Below are 18,263 nucleotides of genomic sequence, written 5' to 3'. Positions count from 1 at the left end.
AATCTACTATTTTAAAGGCTAGTCGGATGAAATTATGAACGAAAATACTCTAAATAAGCTGAAAATTACGGCTAAAGGCTGTGCATCCAACGTGCTTTCGCGCGTGGAGCTGTCCATGGTGCAGTCCAAGCTCAAAACCAAGTTCCAATTGCTCGGGCAAAAGGTTTACGAGGCTATCCGTGAAGGCCGTCTGGACGAAATCAAGGACGACCCGTCCGCTGTCGAAACGGTAGGTGCCATTTTCGAAATCCAAAAGCAGGTTGCAGAACTCGAGCAAAAATTGAACAAATCCGAAGGTTCTAGTGAAAAAGCTTGAGGTCCACATTTATCCGAACAAGGATTCGCGCGGGAAAACTGTTACTTTCTCGGTTAGAAAAGCAATTATTTACTTTGTCTTAACTATCTGTGCGATCCTTGGATTCATTATGTTCTCGCCAGTGCAAATTGTGGAGAATTTGTCTAACGGCAACCTGATGGATGTCTATCACCAGAATTCGGTCATCAAGGACGAAATCAAGAAAATCCGTACCGTGGTCGATACGACGATTTTGAAGGTTGAAGAAACACGTGTTGTCCGCGATAGTACACTCAAATTGGGTGGCCTTGGTTTCACGCTTGAAAATGTTCCTGAAGACGAGTCTCCGAAAAAGAATTTGCATGCAATGAGGTCTACATTCCGCAAGACGCTGAACAAGCTTGAGGCTGATTCTGCGCTTGCCGCGCATGTCCCGGTGTTGCATCCGCTCAAGAATCATCACGATATCAAGGCTCGTTTTGAAATGGTTTTCGATGCGTTCACGGATCAGGAACTCCCGCACAGAGGTGTGGACTTTTTGGCTGCTGAAGGCGATACGGTCTACGCGCCGGGTGCCGGTACTGTTGTCGAGGTTCGCAAGCATCGTGGCTTTGGGCTTTCGATGAAGATTGAGCACATGGAACATGTGAAGACATTCTATGCGCATCTCGGTGAAACGCTTGTGAAGCAAGGCGCTAAAGTTCGCCGTGGCGACCCGATTGCTCTCATTGGCAAGAGCGGGCTTCAGTCGAGTCTCGGCCTGCATTACGAAATCCGCGTGAACGGAACGCCTGTCAACCCGGAAGATTACTTTATTACAAAATAGCCGTTAGTAATTGGTTGTTGGTCGTTAGTCATTAGTTATTGGTTGATTGTCATGCTGGACTCTGTTCCGGCATCACCACTTTTCTCTCGCGTTGTTCGTCATTCTGAGTGAAACGAAGAATCCAGTGACTTTCATCCACTTTTGTACTTTCGCTTCGCTCAAGTACCAATAGTGTGCAAGGTTATGACGCAACTGAATACTTGTATTCAGATATGGCATAACCGCAGCCACGAACGCCAACGGCGTTAAATGCTGGTCTCGGTCATGCCAAAACAAGTTTTGTCGCGACTTTGACGCTTTGCGTCATGCAAAACGGCTCAGTTATAGGTCCGCAAGCGGCCCTGCAACATTCGCCTTGGAGCATACTCGACCTACGCATTTGTCCTACTTCCTAATTCTCCCTACATTTTCCCTTCTCTCGTCTCTCGTCTCTCGTCTCAAGTCTTCCTACTTATTATATTTTAGGTCCCCAGGCTCTGCTTTGCAGGCGGGCGGTACTTTCCGTCAAGAAACATCGGGAGCTCGGATGCGGTCCATACTTTTGGACTGGTCTTGGGGATTTCTATCAAGTTTTGCTTTACCCTTTAGGAGTTTTAATGGCAAATAAGTGTAAGCGCGGAATCTTGATTAGCAAAACACCGTACGAAAAGCGCATCGCGATCATGGAAGATGGCGAACTTGCGGAATTGGTTGTTGAAGGTGTTTCCTCTAATCGAGTTCTGGGCAATATTTATAAGGGTGTCGTTCAGAAGGTGCTCCCCGCACTCAAGGCGGCATTCATTGACATTGGTCTTGAGAAGGCTGGCTTTTTGCATCAGGAAGACGCCATGGACCGCAACGAACTGTTGCGCCGCGAATATGGTGACGATGATGATGAAGGCGATGCCTCTAAGGAAATTTCGATCGACGAAATTCTTCAGGAAGGCCAAGAAATCATGGTGCAGGTGGTCAAGGAACCGATTAGCACCAAGGGTGCTCGTTTGACGACACACTTGAGCTTTGCTGGCCGCTTCCTGGTCTGCATGCCGGGTACAAATTTCGTCGGCGTCTCCAAGCGTGAACGCGATCCGGTCAAGCGCCGCGAGTTCAAGAAGGTCGTGCGCCGCCTCAAGGGTCGCGACGTGGGCTACATCGTCCGCACCAACGGCCTCAACGAATCCGAATTCGAAATCAACAAGCAGATGCGCGAACTCGAAAGCAAGTGGGAACAGACGAAGTACAACTTCGAAACCATGCCGCCCGAGACCTGCATCTACGAAGAATCCGATTCCATCGAACAGACGGTTCGCGAATACTTCGGCGACAACACGGACTACGTGTATATCGACAACCGCGACGAGTACTTTGCTCTCCGCGATTACCTGAAGGTTCTCTCTCCGGATAAGCTCGACAAGGTCAAGCTCTGGAGCTCTAGCGAAAGCTTGTTCGAATACTTCAAGATTGAAAACGACTACGCTCGCTCCTTGCAGCGTCAGGTCCCGCTTCCGCGCGGTGGCAACCTCGTTATCGAACAGACCGAAGCTCTCGTCTCTATCGACGTGAACACCGGTCCGAAGGTTCATGGCAAGGACCAGGGCAAGATCATTCTCGAGACAAACCTCGATGCTTGCCACGAAATCGCAAAGCAGCTGCGTCTCCGCGATGTGGGCGGCCTCATCATCATCGACTTCATCGATATGGAAACCGATGAAGACCGCGAAGCCGTCTATCAGGAATTCCGCAAGGCAATCCGCCGCGACAAGGCCCCGATTAGCCCGGCCCCGATCAGCCAGTTCGGCCTCATGGAAGTCACCCGTAAGCGCGTCCGCGTGAACCTGATGACCGAAAAGACCGAATGCTGCCCGGTTTGCAACGGCAGTGGCCGCATTGCAACGCTCGAATCGACGCTCGGCATGATCGACCGCTGGCTCGCCCGCGCCCATACCAAGGGCCGTCTCCGCGAAGTCACCCTCGTCGTGAGCGCTCCGGTCATCGATGTGCTTTGCAAGGACTTGAACCGTATGTTCAACTATCTGGAATACAAGCATAACATCAAGATTTCCCTTGTGGAAGATGAATATGCCCACATCAACCAGTTCTGGATGTACGACAAGAATAACGAAGACATCACGGACCTGTACAACTTCGCATAAGTTGTCATCCGCGATTCTCGCGCAGACATTCCCGCGTTAAACGCAAAAAGTCCCAGCTCCGCTGGGACTTTTTGCATTGTCATCCCGGCTTTACTCTTTGTCATTCCCGCGAAAGCGGGAATCTCCCTTTTAGCACTTATCCTTAAAATTCCACACAAAAAAAAGACGCCTGCGTTGCAGGCGCCTTTTAGAGAGAACGAAACTTTATTCATTCAAGTCGATGGTAAAGCCCTTGGTCTTTCCGTGACGCACACCCCAGATGAAGTCTTGCGTGCGGTCAGCGACGGTCTTTCGGCCGATTTGAATCTTGTACGTAAGTCTAGCGATGTAAACTCCAGTACCGACCAGTCGTCCGTTTTTCGACTTCATGTTCCAGGCGAGGAATATCTTGCCATCATTGTCGTCGTCAAGGCAGTTGCCATTGAACAGGCTGTCAACACAACTGATCTTGTTCGAAGTGCTGTTCACGAACACGCCAAGGCTTGTGAAGTATTGAGTCTTGTATTCGAGCGTTGTCCTCTTGGCATATTCCCTCGAAACCTTTTCGATGATGGACGCGTTGCCATTTGCGATGCCGGTAACATCGGTCGCCTTGATGACTCCGCTCTTGTAGGCGCTTACGATTTCGTCACCAAGCTTGTATTTCTTGTTGGCGTTGTCGATGCTGATGGCGCCTGTCTGGACTTCGGTCAAAATCATTTCGAGCGTTTTGCCGTTCTTTTCAATGTTCTTGTTGTTGACGCTCTTGATGGCCGAGGTGAGGTTCGTGACTTCATCCTTAACAAGGCTCGAAAGGCTCAATTCTCCGAGGTAGTGGCCCTGCGTGCCGTAAGATGTCGCGACTTCCTTTGCGGTAAGCGGTCTTTCGTCCTGGACAATCTTTGGAACGGTCGGGCTCGAGCTTCTGATAATCGTTCTCGAAGAATCAGATTCGCCAATCGTTACGACCGGTGCGCTCGTGATGACCACGTTCTGTTCGCCAGCGATGCGGACATACGGGTTTTCTTCAGGAGTGCTTCTGTGGAGCAGGTCCATGTGGATGCCCGGAATCATCTTGATGGAGTCGCCCATGACAGGGATGTTGGCCTTGTCATTGTTCGTGCTTCTAAAGATGAGTCTCCATTTGGCCTTCGAAAGCTTGGCATAAATATCCGGAACGATATCGAATCTTTCTGTGCCAGATTGTCTGAAGAAGTACCTGAATACGCTGGCGTCGGCATCGTTTTCGCAGTCCAGACCTTCACTGAATGTGAGCAGGAGAACTGTCGAACCGTCGTCACTGTAAGAGATGTCGGCAGATGTAATCACAGGGCCGATGGAATCGAGCACATCGCTTGTGAGGCTGATGGGCGTTGACTTGCCAAGTCCTTCTGTGTACAGCCAGTACGGCGTAATCTTTCCGCTATAGACCTTGTCTGTGCCACCGGTAAACGGAACCGTGCCAAACCCGCCTTCAGAAGAGACAATCGCAATGGAGCTGTCGATGTCGTTAGGCGTAATGTTGCCTACAATCGTCTGGAACTTTTCGCCAAATTCCAGCTGCACGGAATCCATGCGGACCATGCTTGCGTTCAGCGTGCCATACGGCTTGGAGAGCTTGGCGTAAACGCTGTCGCCGCGGCCGTCTCCATTTCTGTCGAAGATGCAGGCAAACGTGATTTGCGGGACCGGCGGTTCCTGGAACGAAATGTTTTCCCAGATGGCTTGCTTCGTTTCGTCGGCGCTGCTGACAAGGAGTATTAAGCCGTCCTTGGGGGCGATTGCCTTGACGTAGAATGTCGCCTTGCCGTTCTTCAACGTGATAGCGGTAATCTTGTTGCCGTTTTCATCGCAAGGGATAAATACTGTCTCGTTGTTCGTCTTGATATACACGATATCGTCAAATGCCGATCCGTCGGCGAACACGATGTTTACGGGGTAGCGGGTGTTCACCCATTGGCCGATAGGTTCCGTAGTGCCGTCCACCTTGTCGCCGAGGAGAGTCCAGTCGCTTCTAGCGTAATTGATGGGAGGCGATGCATACTTGTCGATGACGAAGGTGATTTCTTCGTACTGAGTTTCGTCCTTCTGCAAGGAGAAACGCAACTGGTATGTTCCCGGCGGGAGAGCGCGTTCCCTCTTGATGAGGGCCGTATCGATGGTGAAACCTGTAAAGCCCGGCTTGATGGTTATGCCGCCGTACCAGACGCCTACGCTATCCAGGGCAACGCCTTCGGAATAAGCGCCGCTACCGATCAACGTGAAGTTCGAGGGGGCTTCTACAGTGTCCTTGATGGTCGTGCCGGAGAAGTCGCAGGAAAGTGCCTGTTCACGGATGATCTGGTAAATTTGGTAGTCGAGAATGGTTGCTGTAGAGAGGTTCTTGTAGAAAAGGCTAGCTTCGGTCTTCAAGTCGATGGAGGTTCTCATCATGAAGTTCGAAGAAGACGTGTGGCGTTCGGCGTAGAAAATGTGGAACGGGTAGTTTTGACCTTCGACGAGCTTTAGCGTATCGAGATCGACTGCGCCTGAAACCTGCGAATGCTGGCCACCGATATCAACAACGAGGCGGTTGTTGATAAATACCCAGACGTCATCGTCACCGAGGAATTCGAAGTATTGCCCAGGAACGTATTCAAACGTTGCCTGGATCTTCATGGCGAAACCGTAATTGTGTTTCTTGTTGTGGCCAGTGATATTGTCGAAGTAGGGGTTCGGGACTTTACCTTCGGCATCGAGGTACTGGAAGTCATCGAGCAAGAAGAGGCCACCTTCGGGGCTGTTACCGTCTTTCTGGCCAAGCCAGAGGCCGTCATCCTGGAGTTGCAATTCGATTGAGCGGCAGGTGGCGTTGGTGTACTGCTTGCCGTCTTGCTGGGCGACCACTTCGGGCAAGAACCACTTGTCGAGATGAGTCGTGATTTTGCAGTTTTCGGGGAAGTTGGCTGCCGGTACAGGGACTCCGTTGGCGCCGAGCTGTTCCTCGACCATGCCTTTCATGTAGCCTCTGTTCTTATCGTCTCTGGCATTGCTTCCGCCGCATCCGCCGGAACCGAAGTCGGCGCTTACGCCGTTGGCGGGGTCGCCGTTTTTGCCGGCTTCGGCGCCGTCACCCTTGGTGCCGTGGAGCCAGTCAAACATCATCACCGGGAGCGTCTTGGTGGGGCAATCGCCGAGGATGCCCGGGTACTTGTCGTAAATGGTAGTTGCTGTGCCGATTTCCTTGCCTGCCTTGACCCAGATGGTGTCTTTCTGGGCGGCTTCGTCGAGCGTCAGGAGAACGGCCTGTGCTATAGGGGCTGTCTTGGAGGAGTAATGTTTGTCGGTGACGTATTCATGCCCGATGGTCTGCTTGAAGTAGACCTGCAGTGAACCGCTAGGCGGTGTAATTTTAGCTTCGAACCATCCGCAGTAATTCTTGACGGTCGTCATCTTGACGGAGTCGCCTCCAGCGATATGGAGAATGGCGGAGGTGTTTGTCCAGGGAGCGAAGAAGCGGATGACCTTTTTCTTTGCGGCTGTAGGAGTGCCTGTTTCTGGCGGGGTAATGGGATCGGGGCTGTTCGCCTGCGTGACGGTCAGGTCGTTAATGGTAATGATTAAGTCACTGCCGACAGCTTGCTGGCCTTCAAAAATCGAAATGCTGCCAATTGCTTCTGTGGCTCTGCAAAAGCGGCTGGTGTAAAAGGTGAGTTTTGGGGTGTTGGTGGCACCGACGCCGTTGACGCCGACGTAGAACATGTCTTCGCTGTAGCTTCTGAGCTGGGTACAGTCCGAAGTCCTGTTGCGCGCGCCATCTTTGTATTGCATGACGACGTAGAGCTTTGCTCCACTGTTCTGTGTCGTTTCGTTTTTAACAAGAATATTGTAATCAGCGGCCATTGAAGGAATGACTGCACATAAGAGTAATAAAATGAAACTGAAGACAATATTTTTACACCGCATCCACAACTCCCTGAAGATGTTACCCTAATAGAAAATACACTCATTATTGTGATTTTTATCAAATTTTTTTAACCAAATTGTAAAATAAATTGCGAAGATTGCAACACGGGAATGGGGCTTTTGTTGCTAGGGTGAAAAGTTCCGTTTTTTGCAGGATAAATGTCTGTAGCCACTAAAAAAGCACCCTTTAGGGGGTGCTTCTAAGATTAAATGTATTGAACCTTGTCTATTTGAAATCGTCAATCGTAAGGTTCGGATGGCGGAATCCCAGGATGAAGTCCTGCGTGCGCTTGGTGATCTTCTTGCCGTTTACGATGAGGCGGATTTCGAGACGGGCGATGTAGACGCCGGTTCCGACGAGTCGACCCTTCTTGGAACGCATGTTCCAGGCGAGGAAGAGGTGACCTTCGTTTCCGAGGCAGTTGGTGGCGCCTTCTGTCTTGAAAATCTCGTCATTGCAGGCGATTCGTCCTTCGTCCTTGTTGATGTAGTGGCCGAGGCTTGAATAGTAAGTGGTCTTGTAGCTAAGTTCTGTCCTGTCGGCCAGGGATTCTGCAATCGTCTTGACGTCTTCGGTGGTGCCGTGCAAGTAGTTGTTCAGGTTGTTCTTGTTCAAGAGCCCATTGTTGTAGGCCTTGATGATCGTTTCGTTGAGCCCGAACCTCTTTTTGGCTTCTTTCGTCGTGATTTCCTTCCTGTCCAGCATGGAAATGATCGTCTCCAGCGAAACAGATGTCGATGGGCTTCCGTTCTTGACGGCTTCCTTGTCTTCGAACTTGGTGGAGCTCTTGACGACCTTCACGATTTCACTGATTTCGTTTTCGACGAGTTCGGACATGTTCATGTCGCCAAGGTAGTGGCCCTGCGTACCGTAAATCTCGCCGACCTGGTTTGCGGTGAGAGGTCTTTCGCTGTTGACGATTATCGGGACGGTTGCGTTTGGACTGCTGACAATTTCCTTGGTCTTGTCGAAGTTCGGGGAATCCTTGTGCATGGTGACGACTGCAGGGGTCGTGACTGTAATGCGCTGCTCGCCGGTGATGCGTACCCACGGGTTCATTTCGTGTGCCGGGTTACCGATGAGGTCAAGTGCAAGCCCGCCTTCTGAAGGAGGCTTGATGCGGATGGAGTCGCCGACGATGGGGAGGATATCCGAAGCGGATTTCTTGGAGAAGATCAGCTTCCAGCGGTTTGCCGGTGTTGTGGTGATATATTCCGCTTCCTGGACGATGGAGGAGAATGCGCCGCTGCCGTAGCTGCGGTAGCCGAACAGGCCGGCACTTGCATTTTCGGAGGTGAGGCCTTCGCTGAAGGTGAGCGAGAGTACGGTCTTTCCGTCATCGGTGTATGCAATTTCTGCAGCCATGATGATGGGGCCGATCTTGTCGCCAAGGATACCGTCCATGGAGGGGTACGATACCTTGTGGTCTTCAGGGTTGGTGTAAGTGTAGTGGGCTGTGATTTTGCCGGAGTAGGGCTCGTAAGCGCCACCTGTAGAAATGTCGATGCCAAAGCCGTCGCCGCTTGCAACAAACGAAAGTGACCTGTCGCCATCCTTGTAATCTGGCTTTAAATGTTCATAGCGGGTATTGCCGAATATAAATGAAATGGAATTCAGGACACTGTTGCCACCAAGCGGCTTGTTGAAACTCACCCAGATGCTATCGCCACGGCCGTCGCCGTTCTTGTCGAAAATGTATGCCGTGTCTACGCGCGGGACCGGAGGTTCAATAATGTTGATGTTCGTCCAGTTGATGCTTTTGTTCTTGGCAGATGCTGTCGATACGGTTAAGGTGCCGTTCGTTATGGCGGCGTTTGCCTTGATGTAGAACGTGTTCTTGCCGTCGATGAGCGTAAATTCGCTATTCGCAAGCGGAGTGCCGAGAGAGTCGCAGGCGACTAGGTTCGGATCCGATGACGCGACCTGGACTGTAATTCCGGTGTAGCTTGAGGCCCAGTCTTCAACGTAGGTGACGTTGACGGGGTAGATGCGGCCTGCCCAGAGCTGCTTTTCGTTCTTGTCCAAAGTAATGGGGAGCGTGTCGCTGCTGACGTCACGGCTGGCTTCGTTTCCGAGCGGCTTCCAGTACTTTTCAAAGCAGACGGTATCCTGGTTGATGACGTCTGCCATAATGCAGTAGCTGGAGTCAATGATGTTTGCATAGGCGATGTTCGGAAGTTCCGTCGGCGGGATGGTGAAGTAGACATCCTTGTATTCCTTCGGATTGTTCTTAAGCGAAACGCGTACAAAGTATGTTCCCGGCGGGAGTGCCTGTGCACGGGAAATTGTTTTTGTATTGATCGTGAGCATCGTATAGTCGTTTGTGACTGTAATGCCGCTGAAGTAGACGGAATCGAGCTTGCTTATGGCAAAGCCGCTTGGCGAAAGGCTCTTTCCGAACAAGGTAAAGTTCGAAGGTCCGCGTTCCGTGCGCTTAGTCTCGGAGTTTGCGGAGAAGTCGCAGGCGAGAGTCTTTTCGCGAATGTTCTGCCAAACTTCCTTCTTGATAAGCGTGGAATCTGTCGAGTGGTCGGTGAGAAGCATGCTGGATTCTACCTTCAGGTCGATAGACGTTCTCATCATGAAGTTCGACTGAGTGCGCTTGCGTTCGGCATAGAAAATGTGGAACGGATAAGTTTCACCCGGCGTAAGTCCCAGATCGTCGAGGTTAACGGACTTCTTGATCTTTTTGTGCTGACCGCCGATATCGACAACGAGCTTGTTGTCGATGAATACCCAAACGTCATCGTCGCCGTTGAATTCGAAGTACTGGCCTTTGATGTAGACAAATTCAGCCTGGATCTTCATGGCGAATCCGTAGTTGTGGTAACCCGGAATATCGCTTGCGCCGCTGATGGAATCGTAGTGGGGGTTTTCAATCTTTTGGGCTTCGTCTAGCCAGCGGAAATCGTCGAGCAAGAAGAGTCCGTGTTCCGGGCTTTCGTCATCCTTTTGGCCAAGCCAGAATCCGTCGTCTGTAAGCGTGAGTTCCAAATCGCGGCATGTAACGTTTGTGTAAGAATTCGTACCGTCGTTATAGAGCTCTTCGGGGAGGAACCAGCTGTTCAGGTGGGTGGAATTCTTGCAGTTCTGCGGGAAGTTCTTTGCCATCACAGGAACGCCGTTCGGGCCAAGCTGCTTTTCGACCATCCCTGTGACCGGAGAACCTTCGCAACCGCCCTGACCAAAGTCCTGGCTTACCCCTGTTCCAAACATGGGAACTCCGCGCATGTCGAATCCTGTACGTCCGGCGCCGCCAGAACCGTAGTTGAGGCCGTTCTTGGAGCCGTCGGAATTCATGGAACCGTCATACCAGTCGAACATCATCACGGGGAGAATTTTCGGGAGGCATTCGCCAAGAACGCCTGGGTATGTTGCATGAACTTCAGGAGCGCCGTACTGGTATGCAACGACCCAAACCGTGTCGCTAATGGCAAGGGCAGAATCCAGATTGATCGGCGTGATTGTCGATTCGTCTTCGGTGGTGCCTTCGGCGCCAACAAATGTTGTACCGATAGTCTGCTTAAAGTAAACGTTGGCCGTGGAAGGCTTTGTAAGCTTTGTCTCGAACCATCCGCAGTACGAGGGGAGCGAGCTCATGTAGCTTTCGGCGCCATTCATGTAGATGATGGCGTTCGTGTTTGTCCATGGCGTTAAGAAACGGATATGTTTCTTGGGCTTGACCGCGACCACTGGTTTCGTGTCGGAAATCGTCAGCGTCTTGTCTTCGTTGATGACAATCCAGACTTCCAGTTTTTTTGTCGGGGTCACACCGTCTGTATAGCTTCCGTCTGTGTACTCCGGGAAAAGTTCGCCCAATAGAGGCTTGTTGTCAGGACTTAAGTCGATGCGGCATGTGTTGCCGCTGCAGCCTTGTCCGAACTGAAGTCTGCGAGTATCTTTCTTGCCGTTAGCAAGACGCTCGTTGGTGAATTCGATGGTAAATGTACCATCTTCGTTTTTTTCAACGGCCTTGTACACGAAATTGCTTTCGTTGTCGGCATAGTACAAGACGTTGCCTTCTTCGTAAATGATGTGTGCAACAGCAACCGTCTGCGCAAAGGCGTAGGCACTGAATATAGCCAAACACACCAAGACCCTGTAAAAAAGTCCACTGATCCTCATCCGTGACTCCTAATTATTAAATCCCCTATCCCACAGTGTTTTCCCATACACTTTCGACGCCAAAGATAACAATAAAATTATGTTGTCAATAGAGCTTAAATAGTTATTACATCGAAAAACCGCTCGTTTGTGAAAATTTTTGGCATTGTAAACAGAAATTAACATGATTTTTTCTTGCGTCATTCTGACGCCGAAGGCGGAAGACTACTCAGAAGGCGAGTGTTGCAAAAATGAGGCTCATTTTTATAACCGAGCCAAGGAGTAGGGGCGTCGCACCATCCAGTCATGTCTCGTTATTCTATGAATATTCTTGTCCGCCAAGCAAAAAAATCCTACCTTTACACTCGTAAATTCAAAATTGGAGATTAAAATGAATCGTGTTTACCTAGTTGCCACGGCTGCCTCCAACATGGAAGCCAAAGTCCAGGAACTTGTCGACGCTGTTACCAAGGCTGGTCTCATCGCTACAGTCTACAAGCCGCTCGAAGTTTTCAATGCTGCCGATAGCGTTGCAGAAATCAAGGCCGGCAAGTCTGCCGTGCTCATGGAAAAGATCTGTGCCGATTTCCTCAAGCAGGATTTTGACGATGTCGACGCTGTTGTCGTCGAAGGTGCAACCGGCATGAACGATGTCATTGCTCACAAGTTTAACGACGACCTCGCCTCTGCCCTCGATGCAAAGATTTTTGCCGATGGCGAAGATGCAGAACTCTTCTGCCCGAAGCGCTTGCTCCGTTGCGAAAAGTGCGTTGCTGGCGACCTCGCAGAACCGGCTGCTGAACGCCGCGTAAGCCAGGCCATGTTCCGCGCAAGCCTCCTTTCCAAGGCTTCCAAGTGCGTGAAGCGCATTGTGCTCCCGGAAGGCTCTGAACCGCGTACCGTGCAGGCTGCTTGCCTCGCTGTCGAACGCAACATCGCCGTGCCGGTCCTCATCGGCAAGAAGGCCGATATCGAAGCTACCGCAAAGTCTGTGGGCGTAAAGCTCCCGGCTAACATCGAAATTATCGAACCGAGCGCAGAACTTGCTGAAAAGTATGTGCCGACTCTCGTGGAACTCCGCAAGGCAAAGGGCATGACTCCGGAATCTGCACGCGTTGCTCTTTCTGACAACGTTATGCTCGCTACGATGATGCTCAAGTTCGGTGAAGTCGATGGCCTCGTTTCTGGCGCTATCCACTCTACCGCCGACACGCTCCGCCCGGCTCTCCAGATTATTCGTACCGCTCCGGGTGTGAAGTCCGTGAGCTCCGTGTTCTTCATGTGCATGAAGGACAAGACCTACATCTACGGCGACTGTGCCATCAACCTGAACCCGCTCGCCGAAGAACTCGCCGATATCGCTCTCCAGTGCGATGACACGGCAAAGGCTTTCGGCCTCCCGAGCCGCGTTGCCATGCTTTCTTACAGCACCATCAATTCGGGCAAGGGCCCGGATGCAGACCTCGTTGTGGCCGCTACTGCCGCTGCAAAGGCTGCCCGCCCGGAAATGCTCATCGATGGCCCGCTCCAGTACGATGCTGCAACAGTCCCGAGCGTTGGCGCCCTCAAGGCCCCGAACAGCCCGGTCGCTGGCAAGGCTACCGTGTTCGTGTTCCCGGACCTCTCTGCCGGTAACATCGGTTACAAGGCTGTGCAGCGCTCTGCCCACGGCACGATCGCTATCGGCCCGATGCTCCAGGGCTTGGCCAAGCCGGTGAACGACCTTTCCCGCGGCGCCCTCGTCGAAGACATCGTTTACACGATCGCTTTGACTGCTGTGCAGGCCCAGAAATAACTCTCTACATTGTCATCCCGGACTCCGTTCCGGGATCACCATTAAAAAAACGGACTTTCAAAGTCCGTTTTTTTGTTTGTGTGTCATTCCCGCGAAAGCGGGAATCTCCTTTATAACAAATTATTTTTTCTTATTCTTCGCTCTCAGCGCTTCGATCGCTTTTCGGATGTTCTCGCCGTCTTCAAGGTGTTTTGGCGAGAGCTTGTCCCTGTGCTTGTAATCGATTTTCTTCCAGAGCTCTTTTAAATGCCAGCGGGCGCGCTTGTCTTCAAGAATGTAGCCAGGGCGCACGCCTGCATCGAGACCTTGTACAATCAGCTCTACGGCATCATCAAAACGGTCTTGGTCATAGCGCAAGTCTGCAAGGAAGTAGTAGTTGTAAATGTCCTTGCGGTTCTTTTCGAGTGCCATCGTGAGGTATTTGTCTGCAAGCTTTTCATCAGGCCACGAAAGAATTAGCGGTACATACGGCAGCACAAAATGCGCACGCCCGAGAATCTGCCAGTCTTCTGCGGCTGTGGCGACATCGCGGACTTTACCTGCAATGCCTTCCTTAATCGACGAAAATACGTTGCGTTCCGAGCCCCACATCGAAAGCGTCGAAGCGTAAACGTGTGCGATTTCTTTGTTCTTGGGGAACTTTTCGTAGGCGCTCTTGCTTGCTTCCATCAGCGTGTCCAAATGGAGCTGGCGCTTCTTCTCGTCGAACTGCACGAATCTGAAGCAGAAGTACAGCGTCTTCACATAGCCTTCAGTCGCTTGTTCCAGAACGGTAGAATCCTCCATCGCCTTGCGATAGGATTCCTTCATGATTTTTGCATTCTTTGCATCGGCCTTGTCGCCGTTGGCGCGCACGGCTCTTGCCGCATAGCAGGAATCTGCTATGTGCAAATAGTCGTTTGCACTTGCGAAACTAATCGCAAGCAGCAATGCAAAAATAATGTTCCGCGTAATTCTCATGAATACGCTTAGACTTTCCAGTTTTGGAGCAACTTGTTCACCGTGGCAATGCGAGTCTTTTCTTCGTCAGTGCCGTGGAATGTCTTGAACAAGAGATTGCGGTATTCCATGAGTGCGGTACGGATGATGACTTTTTCTTCTTTTTTGAGCATGGTGATAAATTAATAAAAGGATTACTTGCTGCGTTTGCCCTTGCCGGAGAAATAGTCCTGCTGGCGTGTGATACCGAGAACGGCATGCCACAGGGGGCCATTGGGGTTGATTTTCTTGCGTTCGCTGACGGCGTATTCTATAGGCACGTGCGAGAATACGTTGTTCATGCTGCCAACGACCATGTCCGTCTTGCCTGCCATGCCTGCATGTACTGCGTTTTCTGCGAGCTGGAAGCAGAAAATGGCGTCTGTGCCCTTGGCGGGGATGCTACGCACCGTGTAGCTCGGGTCAAAGTACTTGATGTTGATTTCCTTGCCGACGCTATCGAAATGTTCCTTAATCTTGTGGGTCAGGAATTCACCGATATCGTTCTTCAAGATGTTGCCGCTTGCGTCTCTGCGTTCTTCCTGGTTCTTGAAAAGTTCCTGTCCGGCGCCTTCGGCGACGGCGATGACGGCGTGAGTCTTGCCGCTGGCGTAACGGCTTTCGAGAGCCTTGAAAAGCCCATCCAGTGTGAAAGGTACTTCAGGGACAAGGCAGATGTTCACAACGGTTGTTGCAAGCGATGCATACGCTGCGATAAAGCCGGAGTCGCGACCCATGAGCTTCACGAGGCCAAGGCCGTTGAACGCACCATTTGCTTCGATGTGCGCGCTTGTAATCACGTCTGTGGCGCTGAGCACGGCGGTTTCAAAACCGAACGTCCTGTCGATCAAGTTCAAGTCGTTATCGATCGTCTTCGGGATGCCGATAATCGAGATGGGCTGCTTACGCTTCTTGACTTCTTCGGCAATGGCATGTGCGCCGCGGAGCGTACCGTCACCGCCGATGCAGAACAGCACGTTGATGTTGAGGCGCATGAGCGTATCGACCATGATGGCCGGATCCTGCATGCCGCGAGAGCTACCGAGAATCGTACCGCCGTCTTCCTGAATGGCGTCGACCACATCCGGGTCAAGCACGATGGGGGAGTAACCGTAATTCGGGTTCAGGCCGCGGTAGCCGTACGGGATACCGAAGATGTTCCTCACGCCGTAGTCGAACCAGAGCACTTGTACAAGGCCCTTGATCACGTTGTTAAGGCCTGGGCAGAGACCGCCGCAAGTGACGATACCTGCGCGCGTCCAGGCGGGGTCGTGGAAAATTGTCTGTCTAGGGCCGGCGACTTCGAGTGAAGGTACCGGAATGCCTTTCGCTAAGTATTCAGAGATGAGATTGACGTCAGTGGTAAGGCTGACCTTGTCGTTTTCCGAAACGAAAGGAACGCCGTTCATCGGGGACTTAAGCGTACCCTTGCCAACGGTTTCAATGGAAAGATCATAATCCAACGGATTCTTGATGATATCGTCCTGAGTCATACCGCGCCTCTTTGAATTTTTGGGTTTCCGCCATACTGACGGAACGCCCTAAAAATACATAATGAAAACTTAAATGGACAGACTTGGGAAGTGTATTTTTGTGCGCAAACCGGGGTTAGCGTTTTCCAATTCTATGTTCATATTACATAAAGTGCACAATTTCTTTACCATCGAAAGTCCGATGCCTGTGCCACTCGTCTGTCTTGTCATTTCGTTTTCGACTCTATAGAATTCCTGGAAGACTTTCTTCATTTCGGAAGGCGGAATGCCCGGACCGTAGTCGCGTACGGCGAGGTACATGTCGGTGCCCTTGATGCGCAGTTCCACGTTGATCATCTTGTAGTCTGCGTTCTTGGAGAACTTGAGCGAGTTGTCAACGAGGTTCATCAGAATCTGCATGATGGCGTCGCGGTCGATCATGAGGCTGATGTTATCGGCATCCGTGTCCGAAGAAACTGTAAGCTCGAAACCCTGCTTTTCGACGTTCTTGCTGTAAGTCGAGACGAAGTCGTCGAGGACCTGCTTTGGCTTGTCCATGCGGAGCTGCACGTTCCAGCGATTGCCATCGAGCTTCGAGAGGTTCAGCACGTTCTGGATAAGTCTCGAGAGACGGTCGGCTTCGCTGGCGATTTGGCCGTAATACTTTTGCTTCTTTTCTTCGCTAGCCACCCAGGAGTTCTGCAACAGTTCGGCGTACATCTTGATGGCCGTGAGAGGCGTCTTAAGTTCGTGCGTAATGGCGGAGACAAAGTCCTGGCGCTTCGCGGCGAGCTTCACGCGGCTCTGTGTCACATGGTAAATCGAGATAAGGCCGATTCCAAGTACCGCAAGCATCAGGAACCCGATGAAGAATACGAATTCTCCGCCCGGGGCGCGCTGTGTGGTGTACATCTTGAAAGTGATATCCGAGAGAGGCGCCTGCAACGATTCGGAGAGGAGTTCCGTCGTGATGTTGTTGCGTTCACCAAAAGCGACAAAGGACTTGTTCTTGTGGAAGAAGGCGAGCACGAGCGGGTCTTGCTGATTGCCTTTTGTAACGCCCTTGTACTTCTCGATTTCGTTTTTCACGAGGTTCGTGAGGTAAGCTCGTGCATCGACGATAAAGCCCTGGATAAACACGTCTGTACCGCGTCTAACTGTGCGGTGGAAGATGATGTAGTTCGAATCGACAATAGCCTGGAAGAAGTCGATTTCAGCTTCCATGGAATGCGTCGTTTCGGTATTGATCAAGCGGACCAGAAGGCCGGTCGTATCGAGCTTTGTGGATTCGACTCCAAACGCAAAGTCGCCAGTTTCGGTAATTTGTTCGACACGGTGCTTGCTGTTCTTTTTCTTTTTGCGTGTGCTCGCAATGTCGAGGTCCTGCTTGTAAATCTGGTCGATAAGTCTGCTGTCGTTCTTTTGCGTCGAGTCCGCTTTTTCCATGCTGCTCGATGTCGATGCGACTGCAGGCGAGGAGATGGCGGAAAATCCCGAGGTGTTGAGAATAAGGCTTATCTTGTTACGGATGGCGACACGTTTGACCCTGTCGACCATGGGGATCTTTTCAAGCACGCCATCTGGGAGAACGGGCGTGCTCAACTTTCCGGAGGGATCCAGCTGGAAATGCCCGACGAGCCCAACATAATGGCTCCTCTGCGGAAATTCCGCAAGCTCGGACATCGTGATTTCTTCGCCGCCAAACACAGGAACCGAGCGTATAAAGCGGTAGTCCGCATAAGAACGCCTGTCTTCGATGGCGAGGTCAGCCGTGATGTTCTTGTTTAAATTCTGGAGCACAGAGAACGCGTGTTCCTTGTAGCCAAAGAGCGACGACGCTTGCAACTGTGCATAGGAATGGCTTAAAAGCATTATTACGGGAATCGCAATAACGATAAAAATCGCCACAAAAATGAGACGATCTTTAGAGGCAAGAATAAGGCTCCGAAGAGCCTTGTACTTGCTAGAGAGGTATGTAGAGAATTTATTTATACTGACTTCTCGCATTCTGGAGCCGAGCGCATCTGGTAACCTTCACCGCGGAACGTGACGAGCAGCTTCGGATGAGCCGGATCGTCTTCGATCTTCTTGCGGAGCTTGGTGATGTGGATGTCAACCGTACGGGTATCCACAGATTCTGCATTTTCGTAACCCCAGACCTTGCGGAGGAGTTCGGAACGCGGAATGGCATGGTCGCGGTTGTTCCAGAGGTATTCAAGAATTTCAATTTCCTTGCGGGTGAATGCCAGTTCTTCTGTACCGCGGACGCCCGTGTATTCACGGAAGTTCACGCGGAGGTTGCCGGCAACAAGCTTGCCTTCATTTTCCATCGTCTGGCGGCTACGGCGAAGCACAGCTTCGATACGCGCAAGGAGCATCGGCACGGAGAACGGCTTCGGGATGTAGTCGTCGGCGCCGAACTTGAGCCCGTTGATGATATCGTCATCGGAATTCTTTGCAGAAAGAATGATGATCGGGAGGCTCTTGTCTTTTTCGCGAATTTTGTCGCAAACGGTAAAGCCGTCCATGCCCGGGAGCATGAGGTCCAGGAGTACAAGTCCGTACTGTCCGGAAAGTGCTTCGGCAAGGCCGCTTTCGCCGTCAATGACGTGTTTGACGCGGTAACCGTTGAGCTCGCAGAGGTCTACGAGGCCTTCGGCAATGGCAATTTCATCTTCGATGATGAGGATGTTGGTGCTGCTTGTATTCTGAGTCATTCTTGGATACCTACTCTCT

The 18,263-nt window shown here is 51.4% G+C and carries 11 protein-coding genes; 4 read left to right on the top strand and 7 right to left on the bottom strand.

Translation table 11 applies throughout. The annotated features are described in order from the left end of the window. The first annotated feature begins 34 nt into the window (after positions 1–34). The 3 genes from CRN95_RS13945 to CRN95_RS13935 all read left to right on the top strand — a co-directional run bounded on the left by CRN95_RS13945 (position 35) and on the right by CRN95_RS13935 (position 3,253). Positions 35–316 (top strand): hypothetical protein, encoded by a 282-nt coding sequence (locus tag CRN95_RS13945; protein WP_088630051.1) that lies wholly within the window; start codon positions 35–37, stop codon positions 314–316. Between the two features lie 109 nt (positions 317–425). Further along, on the top strand, positions 426–1,121 hold the full coding sequence (locus CRN95_RS13940) for a M23 family metallopeptidase (protein WP_235003064.1): 696 nt from the start codon (positions 426–428) through the stop codon (positions 1,119–1,121). A gap of 596 nt (positions 1,122–1,717) precedes the next feature. After that, on the top strand, positions 1,718–3,253 hold the full coding sequence (locus CRN95_RS13935; protein WP_085491757.1) for an Rne/Rng family ribonuclease: 1,536 nt from the start codon (positions 1,718–1,720) through the stop codon (positions 3,251–3,253). A gap of 204 nt (positions 3,254–3,457) precedes the next feature. Here CRN95_RS13935 and CRN95_RS13930 read toward each other — a convergent pair whose 3' ends face one another. Together CRN95_RS13930 and CRN95_RS13925 are read right to left on the bottom strand one after the other, a co-directional pair. Then, positions 3,458–7,114, bottom strand: coding sequence for a fibro-slime domain-containing protein (locus tag CRN95_RS13930; protein ID WP_235003063.1), 3,657 nt, complete (start codon positions 7,112–7,114; stop codon positions 3,458–3,460). Positions 7,115–7,403: 289 nt separating this feature from the next. Continuing rightward, positions 7,404–11,270: a fibro-slime domain-containing protein gene (locus CRN95_RS13925; RefSeq protein WP_235003066.1), complete on the bottom strand. Its 3,867-nt coding sequence runs from the start codon at positions 11,268–11,270 to the stop codon at positions 7,404–7,406. A gap of 403 nt (positions 11,271–11,673) precedes the next feature. Here CRN95_RS13925 and pta point away from each other — a divergent pair, with 403 nt between their 5' ends. Beyond that, positions 11,674–13,077 (top strand): phosphate acetyltransferase, encoded by a 1,404-nt coding sequence (pta, locus tag CRN95_RS13920; protein WP_088630055.1) that lies wholly within the window; start codon positions 11,674–11,676, stop codon positions 13,075–13,077. 120 nt (positions 13,078–13,197) lie between these two features. Here pta and CRN95_RS13915 read toward each other — a convergent pair whose 3' ends face one another. The 5 genes from CRN95_RS13915 to CRN95_RS13900 form a co-directional block, all read right to left on the bottom strand. Beyond that, positions 13,198–14,037: a hypothetical protein gene (locus tag CRN95_RS13915; RefSeq protein WP_088630056.1), complete on the bottom strand. Its 840-nt coding sequence runs from the start codon at positions 14,035–14,037 to the stop codon at positions 13,198–13,200. 8 nt (positions 14,038–14,045) lie between these two features. Continuing rightward, positions 14,046–14,189, bottom strand: coding sequence for a hypothetical protein (locus CRN95_RS14870; RefSeq protein WP_015731986.1), 144 nt, complete (start codon positions 14,187–14,189; stop codon positions 14,046–14,048). A 21-nt stretch (positions 14,190–14,210) separates the two neighbouring features. Further along, complete coding sequence (locus CRN95_RS13910; protein WP_014546029.1) at positions 14,211–15,548, bottom strand: ATP-dependent 6-phosphofructokinase; 1,338 nt, start codon at positions 15,546–15,548, stop codon at positions 14,211–14,213. A 69-nt stretch (positions 15,549–15,617) separates the two neighbouring features. Beyond that, a complete protein-coding gene (locus tag CRN95_RS13905; protein ID WP_088630057.1) occupies positions 15,618–17,534 on the bottom strand; it encodes a cell wall metabolism sensor histidine kinase WalK in 1,917 nt (638 codons plus the stop codon). Continuing rightward, entirely contained in the window at positions 17,516–18,244 is a 729-nt protein-coding gene (locus CRN95_RS13900) for a response regulator transcription factor (protein ID WP_088630058.1), read from the bottom strand. Before CRN95_RS13900 ends, CRN95_RS13905 begins: the two co-directional genes overlap by 19 nt. Between the last annotated feature and the right edge of the window lie 19 nt (positions 18,245–18,263).

Origin of the sequence: Fibrobacter sp. UWB16, assembly GCF_900215325.1 — a bacterium.
In the GTDB taxonomy this organism is placed as follows: domain Bacteria; phylum Fibrobacterota; class Fibrobacteria; order Fibrobacterales; family Fibrobacteraceae; genus Fibrobacter.
This window is presented reverse-complemented; position numbering and strand designations above follow the sequence as displayed.

Coding starts and splice junctions, on each gene's coding strand:
- CRN95_RS13900 (WP_088630058.1), bottom strand. CDS start 18,244: ATGACTCAGAATACAAGCAGCACCAACATCCTCATCATCGAAGATGAA.
- CRN95_RS13915 (WP_088630056.1), bottom strand. CDS start 14,037: ATGAGAATTACGCGGAACATTATTTTTGCATTGCTGCTTGCGATTAGT.
- CRN95_RS13930 (WP_235003063.1), bottom strand. CDS start 7,114: ATGGCCGCTGATTACAATATTCTTGTTAAAAACGAAACGACACAGAAC.
- CRN95_RS14870 (WP_015731986.1), bottom strand. CDS start 14,189: ATGCTCAAAAAAGAAGAAAAAGTCATCATCCGTACCGCACTCATGGAA.
- CRN95_RS13945 (WP_088630051.1), top strand. CDS start 35: ATGAACGAAAATACTCTAAATAAGCTGAAAATTACGGCTAAAGGCTGT.
- pta (WP_088630055.1), top strand. CDS start 11,674: ATGAATCGTGTTTACCTAGTTGCCACGGCTGCCTCCAACATGGAAGCC.
- CRN95_RS13905 (WP_088630057.1), bottom strand. CDS start 17,534: ATGCGAGAAGTCAGTATAAATAAATTCTCTACATACCTCTCTAGCAAG.
- CRN95_RS13910 (WP_014546029.1), bottom strand. CDS start 15,548: ATGACTCAGGACGATATCATCAAGAATCCGTTGGATTATGATCTTTCC.
- CRN95_RS13940 (WP_235003064.1), top strand. CDS start 426: ATGTTCTCGCCAGTGCAAATTGTGGAGAATTTGTCTAACGGCAACCTG.
- CRN95_RS13935 (WP_085491757.1), top strand. CDS start 1,718: ATGGCAAATAAGTGTAAGCGCGGAATCTTGATTAGCAAAACACCGTAC.